11 protein-coding genes are annotated in these 13973 nt (G+C 40.7%); 3 read left to right on the top strand and 8 right to left on the bottom strand.

Features of this window, described 5'->3' with window-relative positions:
* Positions 1-143: 143 nt before the first annotated feature.
* The gene (locus R2Q66_RS00520; protein ID WP_316745841.1) at positions 144-1667 is read left to right on the top strand and encodes a response regulator; all 1524 of its coding nucleotides are present in this window, start codon (positions 144-146) and stop codon (positions 1665-1667) included.
* 17 nt (positions 1668-1684) lie between these two features.
* Here R2Q66_RS00520 and bcp read toward each other — a convergent pair whose 3' ends face one another.
* From bcp to R2Q66_RS00500, 4 genes are all read right to left on the bottom strand, one after another.
* Positions 1685-2149 carry a thioredoxin-dependent thiol peroxidase gene (gene bcp, locus R2Q66_RS00515; RefSeq protein ID WP_316745839.1) on the bottom strand — a complete coding sequence of 155 codons (465 nt, stop codon included), beginning with the start codon at positions 2147-2149 and terminating at the stop codon, positions 1685-1687.
* Positions 2150-2153: 4 nt separating this feature from the next.
* Positions 2154-3875 (bottom strand): M23 family metallopeptidase, encoded by a 1722-nt coding sequence (locus R2Q66_RS00510; RefSeq protein ID WP_316745837.1) that lies wholly within the window; start codon positions 3873-3875, stop codon positions 2154-2156.
* A gap of 5 nt (positions 3876-3880) precedes the next feature.
* Positions 3881-4492: a fumarylacetoacetate hydrolase family protein gene (locus tag R2Q66_RS00505; RefSeq protein ID WP_316745836.1), complete on the bottom strand. Its 612-nt coding sequence runs from the start codon at positions 4490-4492 to the stop codon at positions 3881-3883.
* Between the two features lie 89 nt (positions 4493-4581).
* The gene (locus R2Q66_RS00500; protein WP_316745834.1) at positions 4582-5097 is read right to left on the bottom strand and encodes a T9SS type A sorting domain-containing protein; all 516 of its coding nucleotides are present in this window, start codon (positions 5095-5097) and stop codon (positions 4582-4584) included.
* Between the two features lie 196 nt (positions 5098-5293).
* Between R2Q66_RS00500 and R2Q66_RS00495 the strand changes: the two genes are divergently transcribed.
* Positions 5294-7246 (top strand): KUP/HAK/KT family potassium transporter, encoded by a 1953-nt coding sequence (locus R2Q66_RS00495; RefSeq protein ID WP_316745831.1) that lies wholly within the window; start codon positions 5294-5296, stop codon positions 7244-7246.
* Between the two features lie 534 nt (positions 7247-7780).
* Here R2Q66_RS00495 and R2Q66_RS00490 read toward each other — a convergent pair.
* The 4 genes from R2Q66_RS00490 to yihA form a co-directional block, all read right to left on the bottom strand.
* Positions 7781-9736: an amino acid permease gene (locus R2Q66_RS00490; RefSeq protein WP_316745830.1), complete on the bottom strand. Its 1956-nt coding sequence runs from the start codon at positions 9734-9736 to the stop codon at positions 7781-7783.
* Positions 9737-9792: 56 nt separating this feature from the next.
* A complete protein-coding gene (locus tag R2Q66_RS00485; RefSeq protein WP_316745828.1) occupies positions 9793-11508 on the bottom strand; it encodes a M3 family oligoendopeptidase in 1716 nt (571 codons plus the stop codon).
* Positions 11509-11668: 160 nt separating this feature from the next.
* Positions 11669-12538 (bottom strand): UbiA-like polyprenyltransferase, encoded by an 870-nt coding sequence (locus R2Q66_RS00480; RefSeq protein WP_316745826.1) that lies wholly within the window; start codon positions 12536-12538, stop codon positions 11669-11671.
* Between the two features lie 15 nt (positions 12539-12553).
* The gene (yihA, locus tag R2Q66_RS00475; protein ID WP_316745824.1) at positions 12554-13180 is read right to left on the bottom strand and encodes a ribosome biogenesis GTP-binding protein YihA/YsxC; all 627 of its coding nucleotides are present in this window, start codon (positions 13178-13180) and stop codon (positions 12554-12556) included.
* Positions 13181-13232: 52 nt separating this feature from the next.
* Here yihA and ubiE point away from each other — a divergent pair, with 52 nt between their 5' ends.
* Positions 13233-13964 (top strand): bifunctional demethylmenaquinone methyltransferase/2-methoxy-6-polyprenyl-1,4-benzoquinol methylase UbiE, encoded by a 732-nt coding sequence (gene ubiE, locus R2Q66_RS00470; RefSeq protein ID WP_316745822.1) that lies wholly within the window; start codon positions 13233-13235, stop codon positions 13962-13964.
* The last annotated feature ends 9 nt before the right edge of the window (positions 13965-13973 follow it).

Raw genomic sequence — 13973 nt, 5'->3', positions numbered from 1 at the left:
TTATCGCTTTAATTTTCCTGATACGGTTGGTATCTTGTTAATACTGAACAAAATGAATGCTTGTTATGAAAAGTTAATAGCGCCCAAATCAGTATTTTTGTTATTATAATTTGCTGTGGGGGGCTTAATCTTAATTTATTCGTATGGATATTGCTGCCTTTAAAAAGCGGGTGAATGGTGTTCCTGTTTTAAGGGCATTATATATATTAGTGTCCCTGATTTTACTTGCCGTGGCCATCAGTTTCTGGGTGATCCTTTTGGCGGACAATCAACAATTTCGCATCTGGTTTTCCATCGCTTCCCTGCTGACCATCCTGGGCTTATGCTATATGCTGATCCGCGGGCTTAAGCAAGTTTTAAAACCGAATGAGGTACGTAAAAAAGACGAACAATCGCCCAGCCTGGAGCGGCTCCATCAAATGCTGGAACTTAAAAATAAAGAATTAAGTGGTTTAGCGCAGGAGCTGATCAAAGAGCAGGAAATCCGGGAGTCTTCGGAAAAAGCCAAACAAATATTCCTGGTCAACATCAGCCACGAAATCCGGACGCCTATGAACGGGATTATGGGGTTCGCTCAATTGCTGGAGGAGTCTCTGATTGATGAAGATCACCATGAATCGTTGCAAATGATCATCAAATCGGCAGATCAGCTCATGGCCATCCTCAACGATATCCTTGACTTTTCAAGACTGGAAGCCGGAGATATCAATTTCCAGAACCTTCCTTTCGCCTTAAAAGATAGCGTACACTCTATATATAGAATGATGGAGCATAGCGCAAAATGTAAAGACCTTGATTTTAGCTACGAGATTCCGGACACCCTGCCGGAGGTATTAAGCGGTGATGCCCTTCGTTTGGGACAAATCCTCTTAAACCTGACTTCCAATGCCATCAAATTCACAGAGAAAGGAAAAGTGAAAATCTCCTTAAAAGTGATCAATGAGCAGGAAGATCGTATTGCTATTGCCTTTAAAGTGCAGGATACCGGAATAGGGATTCCCAAAGATAAACAGGAATGTATATTTGATTTCTTTGAACAGGTAACCAGTGATACCTCCAGAAGGTATGCAGGCACAGGGCTGGGCTTAAGCATCGTAAAGCGCCTGGTAGAATTACAGGGGGGAGATGTAGCCCTGGATAGCGTGATGGGAGAAGGCTCCGATTTTTATTTTACCATGGATTTTGGAAAAGTGACCGATGAGGTTAAAACATCAATATTGAAAACCAGACACCGGCTTCAGCAACCGCTGATACAAAACGGTAAGGGGATTAGGGTCTTGATTGTAGAAGACAATCCGATCAACCAGTTACTGGTGATCAAATTGTTGGAAAATCAGGGTTATGGAATTACTGTGGCCGGAAATGGCCGGATCGCATTGGAGGAATATGATAAGCAATCATTTGATATTATTCTGATGGATTTACAGATGCCGGAACTGGATGGTTATGAAACTACGCGGATCATCAGAAAGATGACCGGAGAAAGAGGAGATATCCCAATTGTAGCCATGACTGCCCATACCATCAAAGGAGAACTGGAAAAATGTGTGAGTATCGGAATGAACGATTATATCTCTAAGCCCTTCAATTCAGCCGAATTGTATCAAAAGATAGAAATCATCATAGAAAAAGCCAGATCCGGCGTCGTTACGGTCAACAAACCCTAAATCTGGCTTTTTGCAAGCTATGCCTCTAGTAATTCTAATACCTGTGCCGTAGCATTTTTGGTGTCTACCTTAGCAATGATATGCGTAATTACGCCATTTTCGTCTATCAGAAAGGTTTTTCTGTTGGTGCCCATATACTTTTTACCGTACATGTTTTTTTCGCCCCAAACGCCATAAGCTTCCACGATCTTTTTGTCCGTATCTGCAAGCAGGGTAAAAGGTAAATCATATTTAGCGATAAATTTCTGGTGAGATTGCTCATCATCTACGCTTACGCCCAATACTACAATGCCTTTAGCCACTAAACCCTGGTAATTGTCTCTGAAATCGCAGGCTTCCGTAGTACACCCAGGAGTATTGTCTTTTGGATAAAAATAAAGTACTACCTTTTTTCCTTTGAACTGATTCAGGGAAACGGTAGCTCCATTCTGGTCCTTTGCGGTAAAATCAGGGGCAGTCATGCCTGCTGTTAATTCACTCATAATATTATTTATAAAACGTGATTGAATAATTTCTGTTATTGCCTTTCATATCCGTAACAATTACCTCCAGGATATGTTTCCCCGGTGCAATGCTACCATCAAAAGTATGCCAAAGGCTGGCGGTCTTGCTGTCGAACTCCATCAAAATCCATTTGCCATCCACAAAACCGTTAAAGCTTTTCAAACCGGACAGGTTATCCCTTAGTTTAAAGGACATCTTAGTGATCCCTGCCATGTTCTTGCCATCGCTGATATTGATAGGCGTAAGGGTAGGAGGAACGGTATCAATCGCAATATAGAAGCTGCCAAAATTCCTTGGTGTAGCCTTCACATAGCCATTGTCGTACACGCCACCTTGTCCGCCGCCACCTTTATTAACGATCAAAGCTTTCTCTTTGTACTTGTCCAGACTGCTGTCGGCCTTAATCCAAAGCTCAAAACCCAGATGCAATGGCGTCAGGTTATTGTGAATCTGATGAACCGCAGAAAAAGCATTGCCGGCAGGTTTAGGGAAGGTCTTATATTGAAAATTAAGGTCGTTATACAAGGTTCCTTTAGGTAAAATAACCTTAACATCCGGTGTGTTGAATTCATTTACATTGCCATAGGCATAAGCGATTCCAGGCGCTTGTTCTGGTGTTTTTAACGTAGCTTTCTCGTCAGACTGAACTTTAAATGGCAGGATACTTTTGTTTCCTTTTCCATCCGTGATGATATATTTGAGCTGATGTAATTTGCCATCATTAAACTCTATGCGGCCATTATTCACCAGGTTACTGTAAATACCCAATGGATTTCCCGGATCTACAAAACTCTTTTGAATACTTTTTTTGGTATTGATAAAAGCAGGGTAGTCGATATGAGAATTGATAGCTTTGCTGTTTTCAAACTTGAATCTTTCCATCGAAGAAGTGAAGACTACTTTGCCATCCAGTTCCAGTTCGATAGAATAAACACCGTTTGTACCCGAGGCACCGTTGTGTTTATCGGTACTGATGACTCCAAATCCAACTTCTCCGCCTAAATTAATGGTATTTACCTGATTCAGCTTGTAATTGCCTGCGCCACCAATTACCTGGAAATATTGCTTTGGCGTCAGTTCATTAAAAGGTTTATTGTTTAAGCGGTACACATACATCGAGTAAATGACCGGGGGAATATTATCCGGAATCTCAAAGCCAAATAATTGAGGGTTGATGGTCGCTTCTGTTTTCGTGTCTCTGATTTCAAAGTGTAAATGAGGACCGCCGGAGCTGCCTGTATTACCTGTATAAGCAATCACATCGCCTTTGCGGACCGGAATTAAGGTCGTTGCAGGGAAATCATCCAGCTCATAAGATTTCCTTTGATACTGCAGGTTTTTCACTTGTTGTCCGATTTTAGGATTAAAGCGCGATAAGTGACCGTATACCGAAGTATAACCGTTAGGGTGGGTCAGGTAAACCGCCAGTCCGAAACCGCTGTTCTGTACTCTTAAACGCGAAACATAGCCATCTGCGATCGCATATACCGGATAGCCTTCGCGCTGATTGGTGCGAAAATCCATTCCGGAGTGAAAATGATTTGGTCTGAGTTCTCCAAAAGAACCAGCCAAAGCCGGTGGAACAATATCCAGGGGAGATCTGAAATCTACCAGTGGATATTTCTGATTACTAAAAACCTGTTGGGCATCGGCTATAAAACTGCAAAGTACCAGTGTCAGCAGTAAGACATTTGCTTTAATCATCTAAACTATTTTATTTCAAAATTTAACAATTGCTGGCCATCCATCCAGGCTTCCAATCGGTCACCTTCGTGTATTTGTCCTACGCCTTCCGGTGTACCTGTGAAAATCAGGTCTCCTTTTTTCAGGGTAAAATATTGAGATATAAAAGAGATCAGGTATTCAAATGAAAAGATCATATCCTGAGTATTCCCTTGCTGACGTGGCTTTCCATTGATCTGAAGTTCAAAAGGAAGCTTATGTAGGTCGCTAAGTTGTGCTTTTGGAACAAATGTCCCCACAGCTGCACTATGGTCAAATGCTTTCGCAAGTTCCCATGGCAAGCCTTTTTCTTTATGTTTCGTCTGGATGTCCCTTGCTGTAAAATCAATACCCAAACTAACTTCTTCAAAATAGTTGCCGGCAAATTTTTCAGCGATATGTTTTCCTTCTCTACAGATTTTCAGGATCACTTCCAGTTCATAATGAATGTCGGAAGAAAATTCAGGAATGTAAAAAGGTTTGTTTTCTCTTAAAGCAGCAGTATCCGGTTTTAGAAATATGACCGGGACCCCCGGGATAGGGTTGTTTAATTCTTGGGCATGCGCAGCGTAGTTGCGGCCAATGCAAATGATCTTCATCTTCAGATTTGGGATTAATAATTATGGAACTAACAAGATTCGGTCCTGAAAGTTTCTTCCTCCCCAAAAATACTAAAGAATAGGGGGAATTATAAAACGGAAATACGTTTTACTATGGTTTCAGATCCGGAAACAACCTTTAGGAAGTAAATTCCACTGTTCAGGCGGTTGGGAATGGAATAGCTTTTTACCTGTTCTCCGGCAGCAACACGCTCATTAGCAAGCGTAACCACCTCGTTTCCTAGCAGATCCATGATTTTAACAGAAAGGTTAGACTCGCGGTCTAATTTCAGAATCAGGTTAATCTGGTCAGTTACCGGGTTCGGATAAACTTTGATGACCGTAAGAATTTTATCGGCTTTGATACCTGTAGCACCTTTCGCATTTGCCAATACATCGTTATATGGAATATACCCGAAAGCAGATTTAGGCTTATAGGTAGGTACATTGGCTTTAATCTGAGGGGTCTTGTAGATTTTTTTTGCCCTTACATTGGAGATGGTACTGTCCGCTTTCTGAGCTAAAACATTTAAGCCGCAGAAAACACTCAGGCATAAAATGCAAGAAATCTTCAAGAGCAGTTTAATTTGTAGTTTTATATTCATGTTTGGATAGTTCCAAAAATATAAATAATTAAACAATAATATCAAGGGTTTTGTTCAATATTTTAATATTTAACAATATTTAACAACTTAATGCGTTCTGTCTTGTTTGTGTTTTTAACCATAAAATTCAGTCTTGGATATTATGGGATTGTAAATTTGTTTATTTACTGTAATTTTACCGCATAATTAGAACAAGGTGTCGAATCAGAAAAATTTAAATGCGCTCAGTGCCGGAGGGTTACTCATTAGTTTAGGTATTGTATATGGAGACATTGGAACCTCGCCACTCTATACTTTAAAAGCGATTTTTACAGCGGTAAAAGGTGCAGGGCAAACGGTAACTCCGGAATTAGTACTCGGTGCAATTTCCTGTATTATTTGGACACTAACCTTACAGACCACGATTAAGTATGTTGTGATCACGCTTAAGGCGGATAACAAAGGAGAGGGTGGGATTTTCTCGCTGTATTCTCTGGTACGAAAGAATGCCAAATGGCTCGTCATACCCGCCGTAATCGGGGGCTGTGCAATGCTTGCCGATGGAATTATTACCCCCAGTATCACGGTTACGACCGCTATTGAGGGATTACAATTGAAATTCCCGGAGGTGCCTGTCATCCCGATTGTTATTGCCATCATTACCGGACTATTTATCATTCAGCAGTTTGGAACTAACCTCGTTGGAAAGCTGTTCGGACCGGTCATGTTTTTATGGTTCAGTGCATTGGGTGTCTTAGGTCTGCTTTTTGTAGTTCAGGATTATACCATATTAAAAGCCCTGAATCCTTATTATGCAGTGATCCTGTTGATCCATAACCCCGCGGCCTTACTTATTTTAGGTGGAGTTTTTCTATGTACAACCGGAGCAGAAGCTTTGTATTCTGATATGGGGCATTGCGGAAAAAACAACATCAGGGTCAGCTGGGTATTTGTAAAAATAATGCTGATTTTAAACTACCTCGGACAAGGGGTATGGGTGTTACACCGTCCTCATTATGAAGTGGAACTCAACCCTTTCTTTGAAATTGTGCCTCCTGCATACCTGTTATTTATGGTAGCCCTGGCTACATTAGCTGCGGTTATTGCCAGTCAGGCGATGATTACCGGTTCATTTACCCTGATATCGGAAGCGGTAAGGTTAAACTTATGGCCTAAAGTAAGGATCAATTACCCAAGTAATCAAAAAGGACAAATCTATGTGCCTTCGATCAACTGGCTGCTTTGGCTGGGTTGTGTGGCCATTGTATTGATATTTAAGAAATCCGGAGCAATGGAGGGGGCCTATGGTCTTGCTATCAACTTAACGTTCTTGTCGACCACCATTCTTGTGGCCGCTTATATGAAACGTAAAAAGGTTCCGGTTTATATTATTGTGATCTTCTTAGTGATTTATGGCGTATTAGAATCTACTTTCTTAGTAGGTAACCTTGCCAAGTTCTTCCATGGTGGCTGGATGACCGTATTGATCGGTTCTGCCTTGTTTACCGTGATGTGGAGCTGGTATGTAGCCAGAAAAATCAAAAACAGATTTGTAAAATACGTAGAGATCGAAGATTACTTCCAGATCATTTCTGAACTGAGTGAAGATATCTCTGTGCCAAAGTACTCTTCTCAGCTGGTGTATTTAACCTCTGCGAATTTTAAAACGGAAATCGAATCTAAAATCATTTACTCGATCATTCAGAAAGAGCCAAAACGTGCCGATATCTATTGGTTGGTGCACGTAGACGTGGTGGATGAGCCGTATACAAGAGAATATAAAGTAGAATTCCTGATTCCAGGGAAGTTAATACGTATCGATTTTAAATTGGGTTTCAGGGTAGAGCAAAGCGTAAACCTACTGTATAGAAAAGTAATTGAAGACCTGGTGAAGAATGGCGAAGTAGACATTACCAGTCAGTACACTTCTTTAAATAAACATAAAATTGCCGGAGATTTTAGATTCGTGTTGTTAGAAAAACACCTGTCGAAATTCTCTAAACTGAGCTTCTATGAGCGCAGTGTAATGGATTATTACTTCATTCTGAAACGTTTCAGTCTTTCTGAAGAACGAAGTTTCGGACTGGATTCCAGTTATGTAGATGTGGAGAAAGTACCATTGATCTTTGTAACACCGGACGATATCGAATTGACGAGGTTACCAGTATAAAGGGGTTTTATAATCCTGAGAAGGCTGTTCATATTCATTTATGGGCAGCCTTTTTTTATGTGATTTTATCACAAATAAAAAAAGGCTCCGGGGAGGAGCCTTTAGCGTTGGTCTTCCGACCGAACAACTATAGGGATAATTATAGGAGGGCAATTTATTGGGTACTAATACCATAACTAAGATAGAGAATTATTTCTGAATACCACGCAATTATTCCTTACGAAAATCAGTGTATGTGTTTGGAATGTCTTTGTATTGATGCCGTATTGCGCTCCAGTTTTCTTAATCTTTAATAGGTCATTGATTAATGGTTGATTAATCCTTGATAGGTCTAAATGACCTTTCAACCATGGTGCAAGGATGGTCTAACTATGGAGGAATTCTGAGCACATATGGAGTACATTCCAAAGTCATCCTGAACTTGCACTAAAAGAAAATATTTCTGGGTAATTGTTTTGCTGCTATTCAACGAATTCAGGCAAAAAAAAACAGGCTGCCGGAAAGGCAGCCTGTACTCTAATTTTATCAATGGAATTAAGAAATCGCTTTGCTTTCTTTGCCCAGTTTACTATGTCTGTAACCGTAAAGGAAATAGACTACCAGTCCGATAGCCAGCCAGATTCCGAAACCGATCCAGTTGGAAATCCCTAGCTCACACATCATATACAAGCAACTCATCAATCCTAAAACAGGAATCAGTGATAAATTTTTGGTGATACAGAAATAAGTGATCACCAGGCAAATGATAAAGAAAATCCACATTGGGATCTTATGTTTAAATAGCGACCAGCCTTCTTCATATTTCTTCTCTACACTAACCGCAGATTGATCTATGAACTGTTGGTATTGTACTTCAGATAACTCGCTTAGGTAAGCTGCGGCATCTAATGTTTCTCCCTGAGCTACTTTTACAGGGCCGTTTTTAATTTCTTCTTTTACAGATTCCAGTTCCGTTCCGTTTAAGGAAGTGATAAAATGAACCGGTTCATTAATTCTTGGCGTATTGAAGATGAATGCATTTGTTTGCTCCTTAAAAGCCGTGAAGCCATAAATTAAGGAAGCGATCAATGCAATAGGAATAATGTATTTTGAGTTTACATAAGGCGTTTTAAATTTACCACGCTGTATGTTCGGCTTATTCTGGAGTACCAATACGCCAGCACAAACCAGCACAAACGCAAATAGCGTACCTATAGAGCAAAGATCGGTTACGATCGTCAGATTCATGAACAAAGAAGGAATGGCGACTACAAAGCCTACTACAATCGTTGCAAAGGAAGGTGTTTTATAAACCGGGTGAATCTTCGAAAAGGCTTTTGGCAATAAACCATCACGGCTCATGCTCATCCAGATTCTAGGTTGTCCCATTTGGAAAACCAATAACACACTGGCCATGGCAAACACCGCAGACACGGCAATAATTCCGCTCATCAGTTTCAGGTTGATATGGTCGAACACAAAAGCAAGTGGATCACCAACTGCTAAAAGACTATAATTAACAATTCCGGTAAGTACCAAAGCAATGGCAACATATAAAACCGTACAAATAATAATCGCCCACATCATCCCCCTTGGAAGGTCACGTTGTGGGTTTTTACATTCTTCGGCGGTTGTAGAAATGGCATCAAAGCCGATGTAAGCAAAGAATACTGCGGATACGCCTTTAAGTACACCTGATACCCCATTTGGAGCGAAAGGATCCCAGTTGGCCGTATCGATATAGAACACACCAACTGCCAGCACCAATAGAATTACGGCTAATTTAACCACAACCATTGCATTACTTGCATTTCTGGATTCCTTCATTCCTCTGTAGATCAGCCAGGTAATCAGGATAATGATCCCTAAAGCTGGAATATCTGCTACAATATGGAAATTACCGATTTTTGGCGCGGTAATCCAGGCATTATTGGCCAGTTTAGTGGCCTCATCCAGGTTAGCGAAGCTTTTTCCGGCAGCAACCAATGCTTCAGCATGTTTATGACCGTTATAGGCAGAAAGGTAGTCCATTGTGGCCCAATCAGGCACATGAATCCCTTTAAGGCCTAAGGCCGGTATATTTATGGAGGAGAGGAGACCCGTAAAGTAGTCGGACCAGGAAATGGCCACTGTAATGTTCCCGATAGAGTATTCCATAATCAGCGACCAGCCAATAATCCAGGCTACTAATTCGCCAAAGGCGACATAAGAATAGGTATACGCACTACCCGAAACCGGTACCATAGAAGCAAATTCCGCATAAGCAAAAGCGGCAAAACTACAGGCAATAGCAGTAAAGATGAATAGAAAAATTACTGCCGGCCCTCCCTCCGCACTCGCTTTTCCAATGGTACTGAAGATACCGGCACCAATAATGGCGGCAATCCCAAAGGCAGTAAGGTCTCTGACTCCTAACGTTTTTTGTAAGGAGTCGCCATGCTCCCCATGGCCTTTTTCTGCATCTTCTAATATCCTGGATATAGACTTCTTTCTGAAGAGTTTTTCAAACATTGAATGGTGGTTAGTTTAGTTTGTAATATTCAAACTTATAAATTACTTCTAAACAATTAACCTAATTTCTGTAATTCGTCTTTTACAAAGGAAGCCAGTTCCTCAATATAGCCCTGACTGAAATCAAATTTAATGCCCGCAGTTTCATAAATTTCATTGATTGGTTTGGTATAACCCAAAGAAAGTGCAGCCAGATATTGTTCCAATGCTTTTTGTGGATTTTCCTTGTAATTTTTCCAGATAGCAATGGCGCCCAATTGTGCAATCGCGTATTCTATATAATAAAAAGGAACCTCAAATAAGTGTAATTGCTTCTGCCATAGGTTGCCAAATTGAGCTTCCTGACCTTCCCAATCCGCAAATCCAGCACCGAAACGCGCATAAATTTGTTTGAACGTTTCTTCTCTGTCGGCCGCATTATGACCTGGATTAGTGTAGATCCAATGTTGGAACTGATCAATCACCGCAACCCATGGCAAGGTTTTCAACACATCTGCCAGTTGCTCTTTTTTAGCGCGTAATAAATCTTCGGGATTGTCGAAATAAACATCCCAATAATCCATAGAAATCAACTCCATACTCATGGAAGCTAGTTCTGCCACTTCAGATGGACAATGTTTAAAGTCGTTCAGCTCCAGATTAGCTGTCATAAAAGTATGTATCGCATGACCGCCTTCATGAACCATCGTGGTTAAATCCCGGAGCGATCCCGCAGAATTCATGAAGATAAAAGGGGCCCCGGTTTCTGCCAATGGATAATTGTAACCTCCCGGAGCTTTACCTTTTCTGCTTTCTACATCAAACAGGTTATTTGCTTTCATCGTAGCCAGCATTTGTCCCAGTTTCGGATCAATTGCGTTAAAACAGGCAATGCTTTTATCAATCAGTTCTGCACCATTTTTAAAAGGCTTTAAGGCCGCTTTACCCGTGGTGCTCACCTCCATGTCCCATGGTTTTAAGGTGGTTAAACCTAGAGCATCGGCACGTTTCTGCGCTTGTTCTTTCAGGATAGGCACCACTTGTTTCTCAATAGCCTCATGGAAATGATAACAATCCTGCGGACTATAATCAAACCTACCCAATGCCTGGAACATATAATCGCGGTAATTTTCGAAACCTGCATTTAATGCCACCTGATGACGCATCACCAACAGTTCATCAAACAAGATGTTTAAATCGTCTTTATCTACTAAACGGCGCTGCTGGATGGTCTCCCATGCCTGTTGCCTAACCGCTCTATCGGTCTCTTTAATGAAGTTTGAAGCTTGTTCAAGCGTATATTCCTGACCATTAATCTCTACACTCATGGCACCGGTAATTCCCTGGTAACGTTGTTGAGCAACCTGTAGTTTGGTCAGCAGTTCCACATTCTCTTCGCGATAAATTTCAATTGCTTTTCTGATCGCTCTGATGTAAACAAAGAACTTTTCCTGATCCAGCTCATCAATAAAAGGACTGTCGTTGAACTTTTGATTTAACTGGTTGGCGATAGGGGAGATTTTCGGCTCGATTTCCGTAGCGAAGTATTGAAAATCTGCGACCAGCTTTTCATTGGCCGTATCACAGCTCATGCGGATATAACGCCAGGCAAAATCTTCCTCTAAGGCAGCTTCCAGCTCACTTTTATCTTTCAGCCATTTTTCCAGTTCCTGTACATCAGCAATTGGACGTTCCAGCAATTCATCTAAAATAGGCGCTAAATTGTCCCATTTCATTTCAAGCTGCTGCGGAATATATGTTCTTTGTTTTACGGGTATATTAAGATTAATCATAGCTGTTTTTAAATTACTATGGCAAATATAATGAACGCAGGGCAGAGGCTTATACTTCTGTTCAAGTAAAATCGGCTGGAATTAAAAAGCCCTTTTCAAGCAGAGCTCGAAAAGGGCTTTTCCAGAATCCTGTGAAAGGATTTGGGAATGTCGTGTAGCGTTAGTACAGCAATGTTCTCATTAATGCATCTGCAAGGAAGCAGGCTGCAAAAATTACCGAAGCAAAACCGTTAGTGGTCATAAAAGCTTTGTCTACTTTACTGATGTCGTTTGGCTTAACTAATAAATGTTGATAGATCAACATCGAGCAGAAAAAGGCAACGCCCAGGTAATAAAACCAGCTAAAGTTATCCGGTTCCAATGCAATAGGTGCAATAACACATATTGCAGAGAGCACATGGAGACCTTCTGAAAGTTTCAAAGCATTTTTGATACCCAATGCTGCGGGAATGGAATGAAGTTTCTCATCGCGGTCAAAACCTTCATCCTGAAGCGCGTAAATAATATCAAAACCACTTACCCAAAAGAGCACTGCAAAAGAATAAAGCACTGGAATCAGGGCAAATTCTCCGGTTACGGCGATATAAGCACCGATAGGAGCCAGCGAAAGTCCTAAGCCCAGTACCATATGGCACAAAGCGGTAAATCTTTTGGTATAGCTATAAAATAAAACTACAAACAAAGCTACCGGGGATAAGTAAAAGCAAAGCGGATTGATGAATGCGGTGGTCACTATAAATAGAATACAGTTGACAATCACAAAGATCAGGGCCTCATTGGCAGATACTTTTCCTGCCGGAATATCACGCATTTGTGTGCGTGGATTTTTGGCATCGATATTTCTGTCCAGGTACCTGTTAAAGGCCATTGCCGCATTGCGGGCAAAGACCATACAGAGCAATACCATGACTAATAACATCCATCTAAATGGGCTGTCGGTGGTAGTTACCCCCAGAAAAAATCCGATCATCGCAAAAGGAAGCGCAAAAACTGAATGCGCAAACAAGACCAGTGAAAAATACTTCTTCATATCACCAATACCTGTTTAGTCTTCCTGAGGCGTTAAAATTGGCATAGCAAAATCCTTATTCGTCTGTTCGATAAATTTCAGGATTTCTTCTTTACCAGCGTATTTTTCCGCAGAAGTTACAAAACAAGGAGGGATTTCTTCAAACCAACCACTCAATTCTTTTTTGAAGGCTGCTACGTTTTTATCCGTTTTTACTGCCGATTGTTTATCTGCCTTAGTGAAAGCCAGTACAAATGGAATCTGGATTTCTCCCATCCAGCAGCAAAACTCGATATCGATCTTTTGAGGTTCTAATCTACTGTCTATCAGTACGAAAACGCATTGTAGGCTTTCTCTTTTAGTGATATAGTTACGGATAAATTTCTCCCAGCTTTCTCTGCTGTTCTTAGAAACTTTGGCATAACCATAGCCTGGTAAATCTACAATATACCATTCGTCGTTGATGAGAAAATGGTTAATTAACTGGGTTTTACCCGGCCTTTGGGACGTTTTTGCTAAACCATGCTGGTTAACCAGCATATTGATTAATGAAGACTTCCCTACGTTGGAACGTCCGATAAATGCATACTCGGGCTTATTGGCAACAGGCAAAGCTGAAACCTTTGTATTACTACAAATAAATGTTGCTGATTTTATAATCATTTGACAAAGGTAGAAAATTAGTTTTCAACAATACTTATCTTTGCAGCTTACCATGAACGAAAAGATCACACCATACCAGTCTGCAACCGCTACTAAAAAGGAACAAGTAGCCTCTATGTTTGATAACATATCTGAAACTTATGATTTTTTAAATCACTTTATGTCGCTCGGAATTGATATTCTATGGCGTAAAAAGGCGATTGGAGAGCTTAAAGCACTACAACCACGTCTGATCCTGGATGTCGCAACAGGTACCGGTGATTTCGCTTTTGAAGCGATAAAAATTCTTAATCCGGAAAAGGTAATTGGCGTAGATATTTCTGACGGAATGCTAGAAATGGCTCGTAAAAAGATAAAAGAGCGTAATTTGGGCGGTGTTTTTTCTGTTCAGATGGGCGATTCTGAAGGTTTACATTTCGACGACAATCATTTTGATGCCGTTACTGTCGCTTTTGGCGTAAGAAATTATGAAAATTTAGAAAAAGGACTGGCAGATATGTACCGCGTTTTAAAACCAGGTGGTAAAATCGTGATCCTTGAATTCTCGAAACCAAGAAAATTCCCGATTAAACAAGGGTATAATTTTTACTTTAACCATATCACGCCATTATTTGGAAAGATTTTTTCTAAGGATAATAAGGCCTATACTTATTTGCCGGAATCTGTAGCCGCATTCCCGGATGGGGAAGCCTTTAATCAAATGATGACTAAAGTTGGCTTTAAAGAGGCAAAAGATAACCGATTAACATTTGGTGTATGTGCAATTTACACTGGTATTAAATAACCATACCTT

This window comes from Pedobacter gandavensis (genome assembly GCF_032677645.1).
GTDB lineage: Bacteria > Bacteroidota > Bacteroidia > Sphingobacteriales > Sphingobacteriaceae > Pedobacter > Pedobacter gandavensis_A.
Note: the sequence above shows the minus strand (reverse complement) of the source record. Positions and strands in the feature narration are given on the sequence as shown.

Coding starts and splice junctions, on each gene's coding strand:
- R2Q66_RS00520 (WP_316745841.1), top strand. CDS start 144: ATGGATATTGCTGCCTTTAAAAAGCGGGTGAATGGTGTTCCTGTTTTA.
- bcp (WP_316745839.1), bottom strand. CDS start 2,149: ATGAGTGAATTAACAGCAGGCATGACTGCCCCTGATTTTACCGCAAAG.
- R2Q66_RS00510 (WP_316745837.1), bottom strand. CDS start 3,875: ATGATTAAAGCAAATGTCTTACTGCTGACACTGGTACTTTGCAGTTTT.
- R2Q66_RS00505 (WP_316745836.1), bottom strand. CDS start 4,492: ATGAAGATCATTTGCATTGGCCGCAACTACGCTGCGCATGCCCAAGAA.
- R2Q66_RS00500 (WP_316745834.1), bottom strand. CDS start 5,097: ATGAATATAAAACTACAAATTAAACTGCTCTTGAAGATTTCTTGCATT.
- R2Q66_RS00490 (WP_316745830.1), bottom strand. CDS start 9,736: ATGTTTGAAAAACTCTTCAGAAAGAAGTCTATATCCAGGATATTAGAA.
- R2Q66_RS00485 (WP_316745828.1), bottom strand. CDS start 11,508: ATGATTAATCTTAATATACCCGTAAAACAAAGAACATATATTCCGCAG.
- R2Q66_RS00480 (WP_316745826.1), bottom strand. CDS start 12,538: ATGAAGAAGTATTTTTCACTGGTCTTGTTTGCGCATTCAGTTTTTGCG.
- yihA (WP_316745824.1), bottom strand. CDS start 13,180: ATGATTATAAAATCAGCAACATTTATTTGTAGTAATACAAAGGTTTCA.
- ubiE (WP_316745822.1), top strand. CDS start 13,233: ATGAACGAAAAGATCACACCATACCAGTCTGCAACCGCTACTAAAAAG.